We start from the raw sequence: 14,034 nt of genomic DNA on the forward strand, positions 1-14,034 counted from the left end.
GGGGAGAGTTTATGGCCAAAAAAATAAACCTGGATATTGCCTCCGTGGAGCAGCGTGAGCAACGCCTGGGCACCATTATCGCCTGGGACGGCACCACGGAGGATTTGCATAAGGCTTCAAATTATGAAGTGAGGGGCCAGCGGGACAGGGGCACGGGCTGCGGGGGGAACTGCCGCCTGTGCGAGCTGCAGGGGCCTTTCACCCAGGGGTCGGTGTGCAGCGAGCAGATGGTTGAATGCCAGGCGGGCAATGTGCGGGACGCGGTGCTAATACAGCACGCTCCCATCGGTTGCGGTGGCGGCCAGGTGCCCTACAACAACATCTATCGCAACGGACTGGCCATGCGGGGCTTTGAGGTAGAGAATATCCGCATCATCAATACCAACCTGTTGGAAAGCGACATGGTCTTCGGTGCGGCTGACAAACTGCGTCAGTCCATTGATGACGCCTGGGAGCGCTACAAGCCGCAGGCTATCTTCGTGGCTTCTTCCTGCGCCACGGGCATCATCGGTGAGGACATCGAGAGCATTACGGACGAGAAGGAGGCGGAGCTGGACATTCCCGTAATTCCCCTGGCCTGCGAGGGCTTCCGCTCCAAGCATTGGAGCACGGGCTTTGATGCCACCCAGCACGGCATCCTGCGACAGATTGTGCGCAGGAATCCCCAGAAGAAGCAGGAGGATTTGGTGAATGTCATCAACCTCTGGGGTTCCGATGTCTTCACCCCTTTGCTGGCCAATCTGAACCTCAGGGTCAACTATGTGGTGGACCTGGCTTCCGTAGAGGATTTGGCCCAGATGTCTGAGGCCGCTGCCACCGTGGGCTTCTGCTATACCCTGTCTTCCTATATGGCGGCAGCCCTGGAACAGCACTTTGGCGTGCCGGAGGTGAAGGCCCCCATGCCCTATGGCTTTGCGGGCACTGATGCCTGGCTCCGTGAGCTGGCCAGGGTCACCCATCGTGAGCACTTGGTGGAAGACTTTATTGCCAGGGAGCACGCCAGGGTGAAGCCCAAGATTGAGGAGCTGAAGAAAAAGCTCAAGGGAGTCAAGGGCTTTGTGGCCACCGGCTCTGCCTACGCTCACGGCCTGATTCAGGTTTTGCGTGAACTGGAGGTGGAAGTGGAGGGTTCTCTGACCTTCCATCATGACCCGGTTTACGACAGCGGCGATGCCCGGGAAGATTCTCTGGGCCACCTCAATGAGCATTACGGCCAGGTGAAGAATTTCCACGTGTCCAACCGCCAGCAATACCAGCTTTATGCCTTCCTGCAGGAGAATCAGCCAGACTTCCTGCTGATCCGCCACAACGGCCTGGCACCGCTGGCCTCCCGTCTGGGGATTCCCGCTGCGCCGCTGGGGGATGAGCATATTGCCATCGGCTATGACGGCATTGTGAATCTGGGAGAAACCATCCTTGAGATTCTGGCTCACAAGAAGTTCCATGATGATATCAAGCAGCATGTGAAACTGCCTTACAAGAAGTGGTGGCTGGAGCAGAAGGACGCCTACATTCTTGCCAAGCATCCGGAACTGGCGGCCTTTGACGAGAAAGAGTATCGGGCGGAGCAGGAGAGAAAGGAGGCAGCCAATGCCTAAGATCAAGAAAAATGAAAACGGCCAGACCAATTCCATCAGCCAGGTGCGCTACGGCTGCGCTTTAGGTGCCCTGCATTCGGTCAGTGCCATTCCGGGGGCTATCCCCATCACCCACTGCGGCCCTGGCTGCGTGGACAAGCAGTATACCAGCCTTGTTTTCTACAATGGCTACCAGGGGGGCGGCTACTCCGGCGGCGCCGTGCCTCCCAGCTCCAACCTGCAGGAGAAGGACGTGGTTTTCGGCGGGGCGAAGCACCTTGACCAGCTCATAGAGGCTTCCCTGAAGATTATGGATGCCGACCTTTTCGTAGTGCTCAATGGCTGTATCCCCGAGATTGTGGGTGATGACATTGGCGCTGTGGTGGCCCGCTATCAGGAAAAGGGCGTGCCCATTGTGTCAGCCGAAACAGGCGGCTTCAAGGGCAACAACTTCACGGGCCATGAGATAGTCACCGAGGCCATTATAGAGCAGTATGTGGACAAGTACGCCAGGAAAGGCGAAAAGAAAAAAGGCCTCATCAATGTCTGGTCAGAGCTGCCCTTCCAGAACACCTTCTGGCGTGGGGACCTGACGGAACTGAAGCGCATTCTGGAAGGTGCAGGCTGGCAGGTGAATATCCTCTTCGGTCACGGCTGCCAAGGAGTGAAGGAATGGCTCACTATTCCCAATGCGGAATTCAATCTGGTGGTAGGCCCCTGGCTGGGCCTTAAGACGGCGAAGCTGTTAGAAAAGAAGTACGACCAACCCTACCTCCATCTGCCGGTGCTGCCCATCGGCGCCAAGCAGGCAGCCGAGTTCCTGCGGGCCATCGCTTCCTTCGCCAAGGAAAACGAGGTGCAGACCGAGAGCTTCATCAAGCAGGAGGAAAAGGAGTATTACTACTATCTGGAGCACTTCACAGATTTCTACGCCGAATACTGGTGGGGCCTGCCCGCAGCCTATTCGGTGGTCAGCGATGCGGCCTACAATCTGGCCCTGAACAAGTTCCTGGTGAACCAGCTGGGCCTGATTCCGGCGAAGCAGATCATCACCGACCACACCCCGGAGAAATACTACGAGGCCATCAGGGAGCAGTACAAGCACCTGGCCGAAGATGTGGCCGCCGAAGTGGAATTTGTGGAAGACGGCTACATCGTAGGCAGGCTGCTGAAAGAGCAGGACTACGGCCACAAGCCCCCGGTCATCTTCGGCACCAGCTGGGAGCGTGACATCGTCAAAGAACTCAAGGGCCATATAGTGGAGGTCAGCTACCCTGTGTCTTACGATGTGGTGCTGAACAAGACATATATAGGCTATAGGGGTGCGTTGACGCTTTTAGAAACAATCTTTACCACAGCTATCAGCAAATCGGCTTGATATGGTGTGTTTTATACACACCCTGATTGATTTTGGCTCTCCTAAATACATATATATCTATCCCCAAGGAGGACAGGCAGCTTCATGCCTGTTCTCCTTGGGAACTTTCTTTATCTCCATGACATGACGTTCGGTTGACATGACAGTTGTAATGTTGTAATATTAAGCGGTGTTGTTTAGGAGAACACATTAGTACATGCTGGCTGGCGTGGGATTGCAAGACGGCCAGACATTGAAAGCAAGGGGGATAAGCATGAAAAAACTTTCCATGAGCGCCAAGGTCTTCCTGGGCTTTGGCATCGGCGCTGTCCTGGGGCTGATTTTTCAGGAGGGGATTCTCTTCCTGCAGCCTGTAGGCGACCTCTTTCTGAAACTGATTCAGATGATTGTGATGCCATTGATTTTTTTCTCCATTATCAGCGGCATTGCCAGCATCGGTGATGTGGCGAAGCTCAAGCGCATCGGGGGCAAGGTTCTGGGCTTCTATGTGGTGACCACCATCCTTTCCACTGTCCTGGGCCTGGCAGTATCCCATCTCATGCAGCCGGGGCGTGGCTTCGGCGTTGAGAGCATCGTGGAAACCGGGGAAGCCGTCAAGGCGGCAGAGCCCCTTTCCGTAGGGGCGGCCATCCTGGGCATGGTGCCCTCCAATCCCGTGGAGGCCCTGGCCAAGGGCGACCTGATGCAGACCATTGTCTTTGCAGTCTTCGTGGGTGTTGCCCTGACCATCCTGGGGGACAAGGCCTCCCATATCAAGAAGGTCATTGATGAGGGCGCCCAGGTCATGTTCAAGATCACCGACCTGGTGATGAAGACCACCCCCTACGGCGTCTGCGCCCTGGCTGCCTGCAGCACCGGGGCTTACGGCCTGGCTGTTTTCGGCATCATGGGGAAATTCATCCTGACCCATTACATGGCGGCCGCTTCCATTGTCATTTTCCTGTATCTCTTCATCATCAAGGGCATTGCCAGGATTCCTCTGGCGGATTTCTTCCGCAAGGTTTCGGAAATCTGGTGGGTGGCCTTCAGCACCACCTCCAGCTCCGGCACCCTGCCGGTGACCCTGCGGGTGGTGGAGCAGGAATTCCGGGTCAAGCATGAGCTGGCCTCCTTCACCCTGCCTTTGGGGGCAACCATCAACATGAACGGCATTGCCGCCTACTATGCGGTGACGGTGCTGTTCGTGTCCCAGATTTACGGAGTGGACCTGACCCTTTATCAGCAGGCGGCCTTCATCTTCATGACCACCCTGATTTCCATTGGTACCCCGGGCATCCCCAACAGCGGCATCGTGCTGACGGTGATGCTCCTGGGCACCATGGGCCTGCCCGCCGCCATCATGGGCATGATTGTGGGCATCTTCAGGCCCATCGACATGATCCACACCGCCCTGAACGTAACCGGCGACGTGGTCTCCACTTTGGCAGTGGCCAGGCTGGAAGACATGTACGAGGAAGACGCGGATACACAGGTTGAAGATGTGTACGGGGACGAGCAGAGAGCTTAAATAATAGAAGCGGGGCTGTTGCAAGTGTTAGAGCACATGCAACAGCCCCCGTTTTTGATATGTTTTATGTTGAAGTTATATTGAAGTTGTGTTGAAGTATAATTGAAGTAGTTCAATTAGTGAAGTGATAATGGCATGTTTATAGAGGAGCTGACGGGTAGCATTCAGCTAGAGGATAGTCAGACGGAGTATAAAGGTAGTTTGTACGTTGTGTCTGACATGGCTGAGTATTGAGTAAAGCTGTATGTGTAAGTTTTCTCCAACATTATATATGAGATGGTGAGTACCTGTTTGATAGGCCGTTACAAGGTCATTAAACAGGTATTTTATTATAAATGTTGGATACAACAAAAAATATATTAAAATGTTGCAAATAACATTTGACAAGAAAGCAGGTTGTATGTATAATAATAACCGTAGGATAAATGTTGCGAGCAACACAGGTAAAAACATATGTAGTATGCAGCAAATAAAAGGAGCGTGCAGTTATTATGGTAGTAGAGAAGTTTAACAGTTTAGCAGATGTGGATACCGTACACGTGGCAGCTATGGGACGTCACATTGCTATCCGACATGGCAAGGAACTGGGACAGATCGCTGATTACATTATATTGGGAGCCATGGCATATATTACTAGGGAGAAGGATATAGACTCTGTGGAAGAACTGCAAAAGTGTGTTGATGTTAGCGTGAAGGACTATGCGACTAAGGCTAGATTGCTGGACTTCTGTGGCAGAAATTGGGATATCCTCAAAGAGTTCAGTAATGCGGCAGGTCAGAAGGAACTAAAAGCTCTAGCATTGTATTTTGACCCTGCGGAGTTTAGTCGAAATGATTTTGGGATGGGGACATCGTATGATGTGTCGATGATTGCTACAAAGATTTTGGACTTGCAGCCAGAAGATACGCTGCTTGAGCCTTGTGCAGGCATAGGAGGATTTTTGTCTGTAGCTACAGCAGAGAGAAGTGTGGCTAGGGCCATAGGTATCGAACTTAACAAAGATAATCAAGTGGTTGCCAATATCCGTGCTTTTATTTCTGGTACTTCCTTTAAGGTAGAGCAGGGGAACGTATTAGAAGAAGACTATCATGAGCTTGAGGGAAATAAAGTGTTTTCTCATTTTCCCTTCGGTTTAAGACAGGTTGGAGCTTCCGAAAAGCTTTATCCCCGCTTGAAAGAAAGATTGGGAAGGAGGCGCCCTTCTCAGCGACTGGATTGGGAATATACTCTTTCGGCTCTTTGCAGCCAGCGGGAGGGTGGCAAGACTGTAGTGGTAGTTCCTGATGGTATGCTGTTTTCTGTAGGTCGTGATATATCGCTTCGGAAACAACTGACGGATGAAGGCTGTCTTGAGGCTGTTATAGCGCTTCCGGCTGGTATTTTGGCTGGGACTAACATCAAGGTTAATCTGCTGGTGTTTAGTGAGGACAACAAGCAGGTCAATATGGTAGATGCCAGTGAAATGGGCATGAGGACGAAAGGCCGTACTAAGCTGAGCAGGGAAGAAATTGACCAGATTGTATCATGGTACGAGCAGAAGTCTGATTCTGAACACAATAGAATTGTTGATTTGGGACAGATGGAGCAAAATGATTATACGTGGATGCCGTCTGCATATTCCCGGGATGAATTGTCTGCCCTTGAAAACCCCAGAAAACTGGGGGAGTTGGCTGAGCTTGGCCGTGGTGGTAATATAAAATCATCACAGCTTGAAGAGTGGGTCAGCGACGAGCCCACAGAGTATCAGTACATCATGCTCAAGCATATTGAGAATAATGAGGTGGCAGATAATCTGCCGTATCTGAAGGAGATAGACGAGAAGAATCAGAAATTCCTGCTGAAGGCCGGAGATCTGCTAATCTCTCGGACGGCACCATTCAAGGTAGCTGTTATGCCTGAGACGGGCACGAAGGTTTTGGCTAATGGCAACCTGTACTATTTGCGGTTCGACCCCCAAAAGGTTAATCCTGTTTATGCCATGCTGTTCCTGAACAGCGAACGGGGCAAGCAGGCTCTTGATGCTTTTTCCAAGGGCATGACACTCAATATGCTCTCTCGTAGGGATTTGGCCGATATTGAGATTCCAGTGATACCTATGGACAAGCAGATGGAAATGGTTAGGCAGTATGAGGAACTGTCCAAAGAGTTGAAGCAGCTCCGGGAGCAAGAAAAGGCTGTCCTGGACAAGATGTCTGTATTGATGAATGGTTGAGGAAGGAGATAATATAATGATTACTACAGAGCAGAGAAGTAAGGTTGATAAGATTTGGCTTGATTTCCACAGCAATGGTGTCGCTACTACAACTGATGTCATTGAGAATTTCAACTATTTAATTTTCCTGCGTCAGCTAGATGAACAGGAAACTAGGCGAGAGAAACGGGCTCGTCTGACAGGTGAGACCTATGTACCAAAGATTTTTATTACAGAAGAAGAACAGAATTATCGTTGGCATAAGTTGATGGATATGAGCAACACAGAAGAACGGTTTAAACTATTCCAAGAGAAGGTTTTTCCATGGCTTATGACTCTTAATGATGACGAAAAATCTGCTTACGCTCGTTATATGAAGGATGCGAAGTTCAGGATACCCACTGCTCTAGCCTTTGAAAAAATTATGCAGGACATTAACGAACTGGAACTAAATGACGAGGACAGCAAAGGAGACCTCTACGAGTATATGCTCTCCAAGATGGGGTCTTCCGGGATAAACGGCCAATTCCGTACACCAAGGCAGATTATCAAGATGATGGTGGCTATGGCGAATCCTCAGCCTACTGATATTATCGTAGACCCGGCTATGGGCACTGCAGGATTCCTAGTTGCTGCCTCGGAGTATATGCATGCTAAATTCAAGGAATCATTCTATGATGAAGAATTCCTGCGTCACTATAACCATGAAATGTTCAATGGTTTCGACAATGATACCACTATGCTAGGCATTGGTGCCATGAACATGATGCTGCATAGCTTAGAAAGTGCTAATATTACTTACAAGGACAGCCTTGGAGTGAGCAAAGATGATGATAACACGGAAAATGTGGATGAGGATAAGGAAAAGTATACGCTTGTCCTTGCAAATCCTCCCTTCAAGGGAACACTGGATAACGCTCAGGTGAATCCAGAACTGCTGAAGATTACCAAATCAAAGCATACAGAGCTACTGTTCCTGGCTTGGTTCCTGCGGAGTTTGGCTGTTGGAGGCAGGGCTGTGGTAATTGTACCAGCAGGGGTAACATTTAGCACTAACAGGGATTATTTGCAGATACGCAAGGCTATTATTGATGACAATAGGCTTGAGGCGGTCATTTCTATGCCTAGTGGCATCTTTCAGCCTTATTCTGGAGTGGCAACGGCTATATTGTTGTTTACCAAAACTGGTCATGGCGGTACAGATAAGGTTTGGTTTTACAACATGGAAGCAGATGGCTTATCTCTTGATGTGAGGCGGACAGAAGTGGAAGAAAATGATATTCCTGATATTTTGGCAAGGTGGCATAATTTAGATGGGGAGGAAAACAGGACACGTAAGGAAAAGAGTTTCTTTGTACCTGTAGAGGAAATTCGTCAAAATAATTATGATTTGACAGTAAATAAGTACAGGGAAATAGATTACAAGCCGATTGAATATAAACCAGCTAAAGAAATAATGGCAAGTGTTCAAGAGCATTATGTAAGGCTCGGAGAAATAATTGCGGATATACAGGAGAAACTTTAATATGAGAAAGACAATATGTTTGGGCGATATGGCAACCTATATTAACGGTTATGCTTTCAAGCCGATTGATTGGGGTACGAAGGGGTTGCCAATTATCCGTATACAGAATTTGACTGATACCGGGAAAGAATATAATTATTATGATGGGGAAGTTAAGGAGAAGTATTTAGTAAAAAAAGGTGATGTGCTCATTTCTTGGTCAGCAAGCATTGGAGTATTTGAATGGGAGAAAGAAGATGCGTGGTTAAATCAGCATATTTTCAAGGTTGTGTTCGATAAGGGGGAGGTTGATAAACAGTACTTTAAGTATGTTACAGGCTATGTACTGAAAAAGTCCTTGCAGCATGCTCATGGCTCTACCATGAAGCACCTGACCAGGGGCACGTTTGACAAATTACCAATTCCCATATATGACCTAAAAGAACAAAGGGTTATTGCTGAAAAAATAGGTAAAGTTGATGAAGCTATTGCCGAATGTGACGCAATGTTAGCGGATTTTGATTTGCTTGTCAAATCACGGTTTATCGAGATGTTTGGTGACCCAGTGACTAATGACATGAACTGGGAAACAGATATATTAAAGAATCTTGGTGAGCTAAATCGTGGTGTATCAAAACATCGTCCAAGAAATGCCCCCGAATTGTTAGGTGGCCCATATCCATTAGTGCAGACAGGCGATGTTTCTAACGCCGACACCTACATCAATGATTACTCGTCAACTTATTCTGAGATAGGTTTGAAACAGAGTCGTATGTGGTCTAAAGGTACATTGTGTATAACTATTGCTGCTAATATCGCTCAAACAGGCATACTTACATTTGATGCTTGTTTCCCTGATAGTGTTGTTGGCTTTATCTCTGGCAGCAGAACCAATCAGATGTATATGCACTATTGGTTTTCCTTCTTCCAGAAAATACTTGAGGAACAAGCTCCGCAAAGTGCCCAAAAGAACATCAACCTGCAAATTCTTAGCAACTTGTCTGTAATGGTGCCCCCCCTTGAACTTCAAGAGAAGTTTGCGAAGTTTGTCGAACTCGCCTACAAATCGAAATTGACCATCCAGAAGTCAATGGATAACCTTCAGGAGCTGCGGAACTCTTTGTTGCAGGAGTATTTCGGCTGACAATCGAATATAGTACATATTGACTATAAGGAGAGGAGGATTGGTTATGGGTTCAAATTTTTCATTCCTGCAAAAGGAAAACAACTTCAAAACCTTCGCTCCCCTTATGCTTCAGGCCGAGCGAGCTATGAGCATATCACCTATGCTGGCTGCTACCCAAGCACGGGCTGCACTGGAAGTTACGGTAAAATGGCTCTACAATATTATGGGCATTCGTCAGCCTGTTATATATGGCGATAATGGCAAGGAATATAACCCCAAGCTGTCTGATTTGTTAAAGGACAGAGATTTTAAGGCCGAAGTGACTGACCATGATGTATATGAGCAGATGTGGGCCATTACCAAAATCGGCAATAAGGCTGTGCATACAGGGGAGGCTACCAAGGCAGAGGGAATGCTGGCTCTGAAGCAGCTTTTGCAAGTCGGCAACTGGGTGGACTATCTCTATGGTGAGGATGATGACTATGCCGAGCAGCGTACTTTTGATGAATCATTGGTGCCGAATCCAGACAGTGTTTCAGAGCTGAGTCATACAGAGCAGCAAAAACTAGCTGCTTTGGAGCGTAAAATGGCCAAGACGGCTGATAATATGCTCCAGCAAGAGAAGGAACTGGCCAAGATTCAAACAAAGCTGAAAAAACAAAGCCAAGAACTGTCAGATAAGGATGCTGAGATAGAGGCCCTTCGCCGGGAACTGGCTCAGCAAAAGAGCCAGAATAAGAGCCAGCGGCGTTATAGTCTGGATAAGGCCACTGAGGCAGAAACCCGCAAGTACCTGATAGATGAAGCATTGGCAGAGGTTGGCTGGCACTTTGGCAAGAATATGGAAGTAGAAGTGCCTGTGCAGGGTATGCCCATCAGTGAACGCAGCCCTAAGGGTAATGGTTACTGTGATTATGTACTCTACGACGATGCCCATGTGCCTTTAGCTGTGGTGGAAGCAAAACGTACCAGCGTGAGCGTTGAAGATGGCAGCGTACAGGCCAGACTATATGCTGACTGTCTGGAAAAGCAGTATGGGAGAAGACCGATTATCTTACTGTCCAATGGCTACGAGTTCCGCTATCTTGATGACCTTTCCGGCTATCCACGCCGGAAAGTATCGGGATTTTTCACCCCAGAGGAGCTGCGGCGTCGTATGCGTCAGCGGAACCGTCAGCCCCTTACGTCGGTAAATCCGAAAAATGAGATAGCAGGTAGGCCATACCAGCTTCACGCCATACAGTCGGTGGCAGAGGCTGCCGACAAAAAGATTCGGAAATTCCTAATTGTGCAGGCCACAGGAACGGGCAAGACCCGTGTGTCTGCCGGTATTTCGGATATTATGCTCCGTTCTGATTGGGCGTACCGCATTTTGTTCTTGGCTGACCGTAATCCACTGGTACGGCAGGGAAAGAGCAGTTATACTGACATTTTCGGCAATACTTATCCCTTGTGCAATCTGGTGCTGGCAAATAAGGACAAGAAAAGTGAGATGGCGGAGAACCCGGAAAACAGCCGAATTATCTTCTCTACTTATCCCACCATGCTGAATTCCATTGACAGCCGACGCAAGGACGACGGCAGCCGCCTATTCACACCGGGTTACTTTGACCTTATTATCTTGGATGAGAGCCATCGAAGCATCTATAACAAGTATCAGGATATATTTGCTTATTTTGATGCAATGCTTCTGGGGCTTACGGCTACGCCTAAGGCAGATATGGACCATGATACGTATGGCTTTTTTGATTTACCACAAGGGGAGCCCACTGATAACTATGACTACAGGGACGCTGTGGAGCAGGGCTATCTGGTGGATTATGAGGCGGTGGATTGTAGTACCAGGCTGCTGACGGAGGGGCTGAAGTATAACGAGTTGTCCCCTGAGGATAAGGAAGAATACGAACGTACCTTTGGCGACGAAGATGATGACGGTACTAATACCAATAAAAAAGACATACGCCCGGATTTGTTCAACAAGACCGTGTTTAATGCTCCCACTATAGATAAGGTTTTGCAGCGGCTAATGTCAGACGGCATATATGTGGAGGACGAGGACAAGCTGGGAAAGACCATCATCTTCGCCAAGAATCATACCCATGCTGAGGCCATAGTGGAGAGATTCCATAAGCTATACCCTGAATATGGCGATAGCTTTATCCAAATTATTGATTATCGCATCCCATACGCTGATGACCTGATACTGGAATTTGGTACTCCAGAGAAGATGCCACAGATTGCTGTTTCGGTAGATAAGCTGGACACGGGTATAGATATTCCGCCTATTGTCAACCTTGTTTTCTTTAAGGTCGTGCAGTCCTACAGCAAGTTCTGGCAGATGATTGGTCGCGGCACACGCAAGTGCAAGGATTTGCTTGGCAAAGGGAAGGACAAGGAAAAGTTCCGTATCTTTGACTGGGGCGGGAATTTTGCCTTCTTCAGCATGCCAGAGAACCGTGGGAGCGAGCCGGGGGCTACCCCATCCATCAGTTCCCGGATATTTGCGTTGAAGGCTGACGTTGTAAGCATTCTGCATGAATCCGGCAAAGTAAAGGACATCTCTACAACCGAGGGAACATCTTTTGAAGAATGGATTGCCGCAGAGGACAAGAACGGGGAATATACAGTAGAATCCGAACCTGACGAACAAAATGTTTACAGGCGATTTGTTTCCGACCTGTACAAAGGGATTTCTGGTCTGAACTTCGAAAGCTATCGGGTTAAGATGCGGCAAAAGGTTGTAAGCAAGTATCAGGATATTGGTGTCTTGGCCAGCCTAACCAAAGATGAGGCCAATGAGGTAAGGAAGGAAATTTCTCCGCTGATGGGTAACACGGATAACGACGCATTGGCAACACGACGTTTTGACCATCTTATGTTGGCGGTGTTATTGGATTCCTTGCTACAAAAGAATTCTGCCTTCCATGTGGGCTCGGTGATCAAAACTGTGAAAAAGCTCCAATCTCCTAGATACAACAATATACCAGAGGTCAGGGCAGTTAGGCCCTACATCGACAGGGTGGCTACGGAAGCGTTCTGGGAAGATATTCCCTTGGGGCGTATCGAAGCAGCCCGCCGCAAGCTGCGGGATATTGTCAAATATATCGAGGTGGAAGAACAGCCCATTTACTATACCAATTTCACCGATGATGAATTGGCAGGGAAGCCTGCTCCCCATATAGAGCCAGTGGTGGTATCGGAATCCTACAAGGAGAAGGCAGAAAGCTACCTGCGGGAACATAAAGACCAACTGGCCGTTCATAAGCTGCATACCAACCTGAAGCTGACCACTGTGGAGCTGAAGGAGCTGGAACGTATCTTGTGGCAGGAACTCGGCACAGAGGAGGATTACCGCAAGGTCTACCATGATTTGCCCGTCCAGAAGATGGTCAGGAAAATCGTTGGGGTTGATACTCAGACAGTAGAGAGCCTGTTCAGCAAGTTCTTGCAGTCCAATCGCCTGAACACCAAGCAGATGGATTTCCTGCGAACCGTCATAGATTATATTGTCAAGAATGGCTATATAGATAATCTTCAGGATAGCCTTGGAAGAGAGCCGTTCAATAAGTTCGGTGATGTCATTGATTTGTTCGGCGGTAGCCAAGACAGTGAAGACGATATAATGGATATAATGGACAAGGTGCGGGAAATTACTAATAATGCAATTGATATAGCTTGAATATGGAATTGGCAATGAATAAGAGTGAATGAAAAAATCTCTCTTATTCATTGCATTCTCCTAAGAAATATCTCTAAACTATACAGTAGATTTGGGTGAAATATAATAATGTATAATGAAATTGAGAAAAGGCACTTAATCGAATTAACTATATCGTCCATAGGTGATAAAGCCACAAGTAGATATAATTACAAAAGAGTAGATGCACAAGAACTCGCAGAAATTATAGACTATGCCATAGAAAATGGAACATACATAGATGTAATAAATGGCTATCATGTATCTGTTGATATACCAGGACGCATAAAAAGATATATTTTTAGAAAAAGAGAGGAGCTTATATTAAAATATTTTCCAGAAAGCACATATGTTGCATATCCTAACAGTGATATCGCTTCAATCGACACTGCAGAATATGATAATATTCCAAGTGATGACTTTATGATTAAACATATCCAAAAGTATAATGGAAGTGTAAATTTTGATGATACTACGTTGTATATCTGCAAAGGAAACAATATTTGTATCAGAAGGAAACATAATGTAATATCTGCCACAGGAAAAGTAAGAAATGTCTTTGGGAAATTAATCAATATAAATGTTAATTACTGCAAATCATGTAGCATATATTTTATTGATTATGACGAATATGTCTATTATCGTGACAAACATGGAGCATTATTAGGTGATTTCATCTTTGAAGGAGTAATAGAAAATACAAATAGTTCTTATGGCGAACTCTCATCTAATTCTATATTAAATATCATGGGATATAGTGTTGGACAAGCCAAAAACTATGGGAATGCAGAAAGAAGGCTAATACTAAAGAACATCATAGATAGAGGCATATTAGATAAGACGCAAATTATAAATTACTTGCATTTTTTTATAAACAATGCGATGAGCAGAAAAAATATGTTCATGTCTGTTTCTAAATGGGAAGCAGATTTGGATTGGGTGAGGAAATACAATATAGAAAAACAGAGAAAATTTCAAGTGAAAAGGGTTGTCAATAAAAGGCCTCTCCACCATAAACATGCATAATGATAATGGGATATAAAGCGTTATGGT

General features: G+C 47.2%; 8 protein-coding genes. All 8 read left to right on the forward strand.

What is annotated here, in order from left to right:
* The first annotated feature begins 11 nt into the window (after window positions 1–11).
* The 8 genes from P159_RS0106665 to P159_RS0106700 all read left to right on the forward strand — a co-directional run bounded on the left by P159_RS0106665 (window position 12) and on the right by P159_RS0106700 (window position 14,007).
* A complete protein-coding gene (locus P159_RS0106665) occupies window positions 12–1,598 on the forward strand; it encodes a nitrogenase component 1 (protein ID WP_037377002.1) in 1,587 nt (528 codons plus the stop codon).
* Window positions 1,591–2,955: a nitrogenase component 1 gene (locus tag P159_RS0106670; RefSeq protein ID WP_029542626.1), complete on the forward strand. Its 1,365-nt coding sequence runs from the start codon at window positions 1,591–1,593 to the stop codon at window positions 2,953–2,955. The genes P159_RS0106665 and P159_RS0106670 overlap by 8 nt, the downstream gene beginning before the upstream one ends.
* Window positions 2,956–3,208: 253 nt before the next feature.
* Window positions 3,209–4,462 carry a dicarboxylate/amino acid:cation symporter gene (locus tag P159_RS0106675; RefSeq protein ID WP_029542628.1) on the forward strand — a complete coding sequence of 418 codons (1,254 nt, stop codon included), beginning with the start codon at window positions 3,209–3,211 and terminating at the stop codon, window positions 4,460–4,462.
* Window positions 4,463–5,118: 656 nt separating this feature from the next.
* Window positions 5,119–6,675 (forward strand): N-6 DNA methylase, encoded by a 1,557-nt coding sequence (locus P159_RS0106680; RefSeq protein WP_185753652.1) that lies wholly within the window; start codon window positions 5,119–5,121, stop codon window positions 6,673–6,675.
* Between the two features lie 16 nt (window positions 6,676–6,691).
* A complete protein-coding gene (locus P159_RS0106685) occupies window positions 6,692–8,179 on the forward strand; it encodes a class I SAM-dependent DNA methyltransferase (RefSeq protein ID WP_029542631.1) in 1,488 nt (495 codons plus the stop codon).
* Window position 8,180: 1 nt separating this feature from the next.
* Entirely contained in the window at window positions 8,181–9,302 is a 1,122-nt protein-coding gene (locus tag P159_RS18515; protein ID WP_051650203.1) for a restriction endonuclease subunit S, read from the forward strand.
* Window positions 9,303–9,348: 46 nt separating this feature from the next.
* The gene (locus P159_RS0106695) at window positions 9,349–12,963 is read left to right on the forward strand and encodes a DEAD/DEAH box helicase family protein (protein ID WP_029542634.1); all 3,615 of its coding nucleotides are present in this window, start codon (window positions 9,349–9,351) and stop codon (window positions 12,961–12,963) included.
* A gap of 108 nt (window positions 12,964–13,071) precedes the next feature.
* Window positions 13,072–14,007, forward strand: a complete 936-nt coding sequence (locus tag P159_RS0106700; RefSeq protein ID WP_029542637.1) for a hypothetical protein — start codon at window positions 13,072–13,074, stop codon at window positions 14,005–14,007.
* Window positions 14,008–14,034: the final 27 nt, after the last annotated feature.

Source organism: Selenomonas sp. AB3002, from assembly GCF_000702545.1.
Lineage (GTDB): Bacteria > Bacillota > Negativicutes > Selenomonadales > Selenomonadaceae > Selenomonas_B > Selenomonas_B ruminantium_A.